Origin of the sequence: Amycolatopsis rhizosphaerae (assembly GCF_007713715.1) — a bacterium.
Taxonomy (GTDB): Bacteria; Actinomycetota; Actinomycetes; order Mycobacteriales; family Pseudonocardiaceae; genus Amycolatopsis_E; species Amycolatopsis_E rhizosphaerae.
In genome coordinates, this window is the sequence record NZ_VJWX01000413.1 from 1 (window position 1) to 6342 (window position 6342).

A 6342-nucleotide genomic window follows, 5' to 3' on the forward strand; every position below is an offset into this window, starting at 1 on the left:
GTGCGGTGTTCGACCGTGATGTCCGGGCGGGTGGGGAACCGGCTCATCAGCGCGCGGAAGCCGGCGCGGGTGGTTTCGATGTCCGCATAAGGGTTTTCCGGCCTTTCGGACAGGGCGTCGAAGACCTGCCGCAGCTCGGGATGAACGTACACACCCAATCCTCTCATTGATACCGTTGCAATGAGATGAAGCTATAGTCTCAGTGAGACGGTGTCAACGAAAGAGGTGCGGATGCCCGGCGAGCTGAGTCCGTCGGCCTACGTCGTTCTCGGGCTGATCGCCCGGTACGGGCCGATGACGCCGTACGAGCTGAAGGCGCGGGTGGAGGACAGCGTCGGCTACTACTGGCCCATCCCGCACGCGCAGCTCTATCGCGATCCGGCCCGGCTGGCGGAGCGCAGCCTACTGGAGGAACGGGCCGAGGAGCACGGCAGGCGGCGGCGGGTGTTCCACCTGACCGACGCCGGGCGCGCGGCACTGGAGCGCTGGCTGGAAGATCCGCGCACCGCGCAGCCGGAGACCCGCAACCCGGCGCTGCTCAAGCTCGCCTTCGTCGATCTCGCCGGTCCGGGGCACGATGCCGAACTGGCCGCGGAGCAGGCGGCCCGGCATCGCGAATGGCTTGAGCTGTACCGGAAACTCCGCGCGGAGATCGATCGGGACAGGCCGGACGCGGTGTCCCGCGCCCGCCTGCTGGACCTGGGCATCCGGCACGAAGAGGCCTATGTGGACTTCTGGTCGGCGATGGCGTCCACCCCGGCGAACAGGTCGTCCTCCACCAGGGAGACCGGTACGAACGAGCGCGCGAGCGAGTAGTCCTCGGTGGGCCACACCGCCCGTTCGACCTCGCGGGGATGGGCCATGAACCCGGTGGCCGGATCGACCTGGCTGGCGTGCGCGAGCAGCGCCCGGTCCCGGACGGCGAAGTACTCGTCGCAGCGGATCCGGGTGGTCACCGGCAGGGTCGGCGCGGGGAGTCCGGCCAGGACGGACCCCATCGCCGACTCGATTCCCCGCGCGGTCAGCGCGTCGTGCATCGCGTGGAACCAGTCCCTGGTGAACACCGAGAAGTAGTACAACTTGGCGATCTGCCACGGAGTTCCGGCGACCGCCTCGAAGGCGGCCAGTGCGACCTGGTGCGTCTTGATGTGGTCGGGATGCGGGTAGCCCCCCGTCTCGTCGTAGGTGATCACCACCTGCGGCCGGAACTCCTTGATCACCTCGACCAACGACCCGGTGGCCTTCGCCAGCGGCTCCCTGGCGAAGCTTCCCTCGGGTGGTTCACCATCCATTCCGGAGTCGACGAAACCGAGAAACCGCTGCTGTACGCCGAGAATCTCGCGGGCCGCCGCCATCTCCCGTAGGCGGATCGCGGCCAGGTCCGCGCGGATCTCCGGCCGGTCGAGACTCGGGTTGAGCACACTGCCGCGCTCGCCACCGGTACAGGTGACCACGAGCACCTCGGCGCCCTCGGCCACGTACCGGGCCGTTGTCGCGGCACCCTTGCTGGATTCGTCGTCGGGATGGGCGTGTACGGCCATCAGGCGGCGCATCGGGACCTCCTCGGGAACAGTGCGGCGGGCACGAGGCTCAGTGCGGACAGGCCGAGTGCCCACCAGAACGTGGTGGTGAATCCCTGGTTTTCCAGGACGGTGACGAGAATCGCGGTGCCGAGCGAGCCGCCGGCGCGGTTCACCACGTTGACCACGGCCGCCGCCCGGTGGACCTCGTCCCGTTCCACGGCGGCGTAGACCGCCGCCATCCCCGGCGCCGTGGTGGCACCGAGGCCGATTCCGCGTACCAGCAGGGAAACCGTGAGCAGCCAGGCCGGAGCCTGCTGGGTGAACGGGAAGGTACCGGCGAGCGCCAGTACGACTCCGGTCAGCAGCACGGCGCGTGGGCCGAACCGTTCGGCGATGCGCCCCGCGAAGTACAGCGCGACGGCGCTGCCGAGAGCCTGCGGAACGAGCAGCAGTCCGGCGTCGAACACGCTCGCGTGCCAAACCTGTTGGTAGTACAGGGGAAGCAGCAGCATCGAGCTGTACAGCGAGGCGCCGAGCAGGAAGGAGTTGCCGGTCGCGACCGCGAAGCCCCGCCGGGCGAACAGGCGGAGATCGATCAGCGGCTGCCGGGCCCGCGAACTGTGCCACCCGTAGGCGGCCAGTGCCAGGGCGCCTGCTCCGAGCGCGACCGCGTTCCGGGCGCCAAGGCCGTAGACCAGGGCGGCGAGCCCGGGTGACAGGAGAGCGAGGCCGGTGACGTCGAGCCGGTGGCCGGGACGGTGCGTTTCGTCGGCGGGCACGACGCGGACGGCCGCGACGATCGTGGCGATGCCGATCGGGACGTTGATCGTGAACATCCAACGCCAGCCGAGATGCTGGACGAGAACGCCGCCGAGGACGGGACCGAGCACCGGGGCGAACGTCGCGGGCAGGGTGACGATGCCGATGAGGCGGCCGAGCCGGGGGCCCGCGGCCCTGGCGAACAGCGCCTGCCCGATCGGCTGCATCATCCCGCCGCCGAGCCCCTGGAGGATCCGGAACGCGATCAGCGACCGGGCCGACCAGGCCAGTCCGCACAGCGCGGACCCGGCGGTGAACAGCGCGACCGAAACCAGCCACATCCTCCGGCCGCCGAAGCGTTCGCTCGCCCAGCCGGACAGGGGGATGACCACGGCCACCGCCAGCAGATAACCCGTGGACACCCAGCCCGTGGCCGAGATCGGGCCGCCGAGGTCGTGGGCGATGGCGCCGAGCCCGACGTTGACGATCGTCGTGTCGAGGGTCGCCAGTACCGCGCCGAAGACCAGTACGCCCGCCAGGCGCAGGACCTCGCGGTCGGAGGCGGTTCGAGAGGCTTTGATCAGCACGATGGCCAAGATTAGGTTGAACCTAAAATTAGGTCAAGTCTATTTTCTGCTAGGCTGGCGGAGTGCTCAGGGAGCTGAAGAAACAGCGGACGCGCCAGGCGATCTCGGACGTGGCGACGCGGCTGTTCGTCGAGCGCGGTTTCGACGAGGTGACCATCGCGCAGATCGCGCAGGCGGCGGGGGTCGCCAAGATGACGGTGACGAACTACTTCCCCCGCAAGGAGGATCTCGTCTTCGACGTGCACGAGGAGTTCGCCGGATTCCTCGCCGGGGCGATGAGCGGCGAGGAGCCGGTCCTGGCGGCCGCGCGCCGCGCCTATTTCGAGGCGCTGTCCCGCCGGGACGCACTGATCGGGTTCTCCAGTGCGGACTTCGCCCGCATGATCCGGACCAGCCCGCCGCTGCTGGCCCGGCTCCGGGAACTCCACGAGGAACGCGAGGTGGCACTGGCGGCGGCACTCGCCGAGTCATACGACGAGATGACCGCGCGGATCGTCGCCGCGCAGCTCACCGGCGTGTACCGGCTGCTGTTCGAGGAGGTGCAGTGGCGCGCGGCCGAAGGCCAGCGTCCCGAGACGATCGCGAGGGCGGCCGGGAAGTACGCACGCCGGGCCTTCGACGTCCTGGCGGCGGGACTGGCCTGAGCGGGGGTTCCGGCTAGGGTTGCCTCGTGCGTGAACTGGTTGTGCTGGGAACCGCGAGTCAGGTGCCCGGGCGCACCCGGAACCACAACGGGTATCTGCTGCGCTGGGACGGCGAAGGCTTCCTGTTCGACCCGGGTGAGGGCACGCAGCGCCAGATGCTGCTGGCCGGTGTGCCCGCGTCCGCGATCACCCACCTGTGCGTGACCCATTTCCACGGCGATCACTGCCTGGGACTGCCCGGTGTCGTGCAGCGGTTGTCCCTCGACGGCGTCGCGGGCCCCGTGCGCGCCCTCTACCCGGCCTCGGGGCAGGAGTACTACGACCGGCTGCGGCACGCGAGCGTGTTCCACGAGGTGACGACGATCCTGCCCGCCCCGGTCACCGGTGACGGTCCGGTTCGCGAGGGGCCGTTCGGCACGCTGGTCGCCCGCAGGCTGAGTCATCCGGTGGAATCCTTCGGGTACCGCCTGGTCGAACCGGACGGGCGCCGGATGCGCCCGGACCTGCTGGCCCGGTTCGGCATCGGCGGTCCGGACGTCGGCCGCCTGCAGCGCGACGGTTCCTTCGCCACCGGGGACGGCACGGTCACCCTGGACGAGGTCAGCGAGGCGCGGCCCGGGCAGCGGTTCGCCTTCGTGATGGACACCAGGCTGTGCGACGGGGTGTACGCCCTCGCCGAGGGCGTGGACCTGCTGGTGATCGAATCGACCTTCCTGTCCGCCGAGGCGGCGCTCGCCGAGCGGTACGGCCACCTCACCGTTGCCCAGGCCGCCCGAGTCGCGGCGGAAAGCGGGGTCCGGCGGCTGGTGCTGACCCACTTTTCCCAGCGCTACGACGATCCCGCGCGCTTCCACGACGAGGCCGCGGAAATCTTCGACGGCGAGATCGTGGTGGCCGCCGACCTGACCAGGGTCGGGATGCCGCCGCGCCGCTGACCGACCCCGGTTCGACGGGCGCCGAAGCGGCTTGGTCTGATTCAGCCGTGACCGTGGCCGAGAAAACGCCATCCCAAGCCCGCGCGGACCGCCGCGGCGTCGTCAGCTGGGCCTTGTGGGACTGGGGATCCTCGGCGTTCCACGCGATCATCCTCACCTTCGTGTTCTCGGTGTACCTCACCAAGGCGGTCGCGCCGGACCCGGACAGCGGCTCGGCGGCGCTCGGCGTGGGACTGACCATCGCGGGGGTCTTCATCGCGCTGCTGGCGCCGGTCACCGGGCAGCGCGGCGACGCGGGCGGCCGCCGGAAGCGGTGGCTGGCCGTGCACACCGGGATCGTGGTGGCCGCGATGGCCGCGCTGTTCTTCGTCCGGAACACCCCGGCGTACCTGACCCTGGGCGTCGTGCTGATCTCCGCCGCGAGCGTGTTCGCGGAGTTCGCACAGGTCAACTACAACGCGCTGCTGCTGCGCGTGTCCACGCCCCGGACCATCGGCAAGGTTTCCGGTTTCGGCTGGGGAATGGGCTATTTCGGGGGTCTGGTCGCGCTGACCGTCGTGCTGTTCGCGTTCGTGCAGCCCAAGGTGGGCCTGTTCGGGGTCACCTCGCAGGACGGGCTCAACATCCGCGTGGTGGCGCTGTTCTGCGCGCTCTGGTTCGGGCTCTTCGCGCTGCCCGTGCTGTTCTTCGTGCCCGAGCCGCCGGCCTCCGCCGGGGCCTCCCGGGCCGGGTTCTTCGCCAGTTACGGGGTGCTCGCGCGCCGAGTGGCCGGGATGTGGCGGAGCGAGCGGCGCACGGTGTGGTTCCTCATCGCCAGTGCGGTCTACCGCGACGGCCTGGCCGCGATCTTCACCTTCGGCGGGGTGGTCGCCGCGGGCACCTTCGGGTTCTCCTCCAGCGAAGTGGTGATCTTCGCGATCGGCGCGAACCTGACCGCCGGGCTCGGCGCCGTGTTCGGCGGCAGGCTCGACGACCGGCTGGGCCCGAAGACGATCATCGCCGGTTCGCTGGCCGCACTGGTGGTGCTGGGCGGCTGCCTGGTGGTGCTGCCCGGCAAGGCGACCTTCTGGGTGTGCGGCCTCGCACTGGCCGCCTTCGTCGGGCCCGCCCAGTCCGCGAGCCGCACCTTCCTCGCCCGCATCGTCGCGCCGGAACGGGAAGGGGAGGCCTTCGGCCTCTACGCGACCACCGGCCGTGCGGTGAGTTTCCTGGGACCGCTGGCGTTCAGCGGGTTCCTCGCATTGTTCGGCACACAACGCGCCGGCATGGCCGGGATCGTGCTGGTACTGGTGGCCGGGCTGCTCGCGTTGCTCCCGGTCCGGGCGCCGGAAGGGGCGAAGTGAAGGTCAGGTGGCTGCCGGTGCTGGCGGCGTTCGTGGTGGCGTGCACGACGGGCTGTCAGGCGGGGACCGGCCCGTCCGCGGGGGGTGCCGCCGCGGCGACGGGCTCCCCGGCGCAGGCCAGGGCGCAGCTCGCCGAGCTGGTGATCCAGCCGCGCAACGGGATGGGCGGGTATTCGCGGGAGAAGTTCCCGCACTGGGCCACGGTGGCGGGCGAGTGCGACACCCGGGAGACGGTGCTCAAGCGGGACGGGAAGGACGTGCGCACGGACGACCAGTGCCGCGCCGTCTCCGGCACCTGGTACAGCCCCTACGACGGTGGAACCTGGACCAAGGCGTCCGATGTGGACATCGACCACACCGTGCCGCTCGCGCAGGCGTGGCGCAGCGGTGCCGCCTCGTGGACCACCGACCGGCGCAAGGAGTTCGCCAACGACCTGACCCGCCCGCAACTGCGGGCGGTGACCGACAACGTCAACCAGGCCAAGGGCGACAAGGCCCCGGACGAGTGGCGGCCGCCGCTGCAGTCGGACTGGTGCGACTACGCCGCGGAC

At 70.5% G+C, this 6342-nt stretch carries 7 protein-coding genes; 5 read left to right on the forward strand and 2 right to left on the reverse strand.

Features of this window, described 5'->3' with window-relative positions; translation table 11 throughout:
• Nucleotides 1-231 precede the first annotated feature (231 nt).
• Complete coding sequence (locus FNH05_RS29075) at nucleotides 232-816, forward strand: PadR family transcriptional regulator (protein WP_144592045.1); 585 nt, start codon at nucleotides 232-234, stop codon at nucleotides 814-816.
• Here the strand turns inward: FNH05_RS29075 and mca are convergent.
• Together mca and FNH05_RS29085 are read right to left on the reverse strand one after the other, a co-directional pair.
• Nucleotides 723-1553 (reverse strand): mycothiol conjugate amidase Mca, encoded by an 831-nt coding sequence (gene mca / locus FNH05_RS29080; protein WP_144592046.1) that lies wholly within the window; start codon nucleotides 1551-1553, stop codon nucleotides 723-725. The genes FNH05_RS29075 and mca overlap by 94 nt on opposite strands.
• The gene (locus tag FNH05_RS29085; protein WP_246128000.1) at nucleotides 1541-2869 is read right to left on the reverse strand and encodes an MDR family MFS transporter; all 1329 of its coding nucleotides are present in this window, start codon (nucleotides 2867-2869) and stop codon (nucleotides 1541-1543) included. The genes mca and FNH05_RS29085 overlap by 13 nt, the downstream gene beginning before the upstream one ends.
• A gap of 62 nt (nucleotides 2870-2931) precedes the next feature.
• Between FNH05_RS29085 and FNH05_RS29090 the strand changes: the two genes are divergently transcribed.
• The 4 genes from FNH05_RS29090 to FNH05_RS29105 form a co-directional block, all read left to right on the forward strand.
• On the forward strand, nucleotides 2932-3513 hold the full coding sequence (locus tag FNH05_RS29090) for a TetR family transcriptional regulator (protein WP_246128001.1): 582 nt from the start codon (nucleotides 2932-2934) through the stop codon (nucleotides 3511-3513).
• A gap of 26 nt (nucleotides 3514-3539) precedes the next feature.
• Nucleotides 3540-4448 carry a ribonuclease Z gene (locus FNH05_RS29095; RefSeq protein ID WP_144592047.1) on the forward strand — a complete coding sequence of 303 codons (909 nt, stop codon included), beginning with the start codon at nucleotides 3540-3542 and terminating at the stop codon, nucleotides 4446-4448.
• 47 nt (nucleotides 4449-4495) lie between these two features.
• Complete coding sequence (locus FNH05_RS29100; RefSeq protein ID WP_246128002.1) at nucleotides 4496-5791, forward strand: MFS transporter; 1296 nt, start codon at nucleotides 4496-4498, stop codon at nucleotides 5789-5791.
• The coding region (locus FNH05_RS29105) for an HNH endonuclease family protein (protein ID WP_144592048.1) at nucleotides 5788-6342 on the forward strand (555 nt) is incomplete at its 3' end. The genes FNH05_RS29100 and FNH05_RS29105, both read left to right, overlap by 4 nt.

Excerpts from the sequence above, each read along its gene's own strand:
- FNH05_RS29075 (WP_144592045.1), top strand. The coding sequence starts at position 232 with ATGCCCGGCGAGCTGAGTCCGTCGGCCTACGTCGTTCTCGGGCTGATC.
- mca (WP_144592046.1), bottom strand. The coding sequence starts at position 1,553 with ATGCGCCGCCTGATGGCCGTACACGCCCATCCCGACGACGAATCCAGC.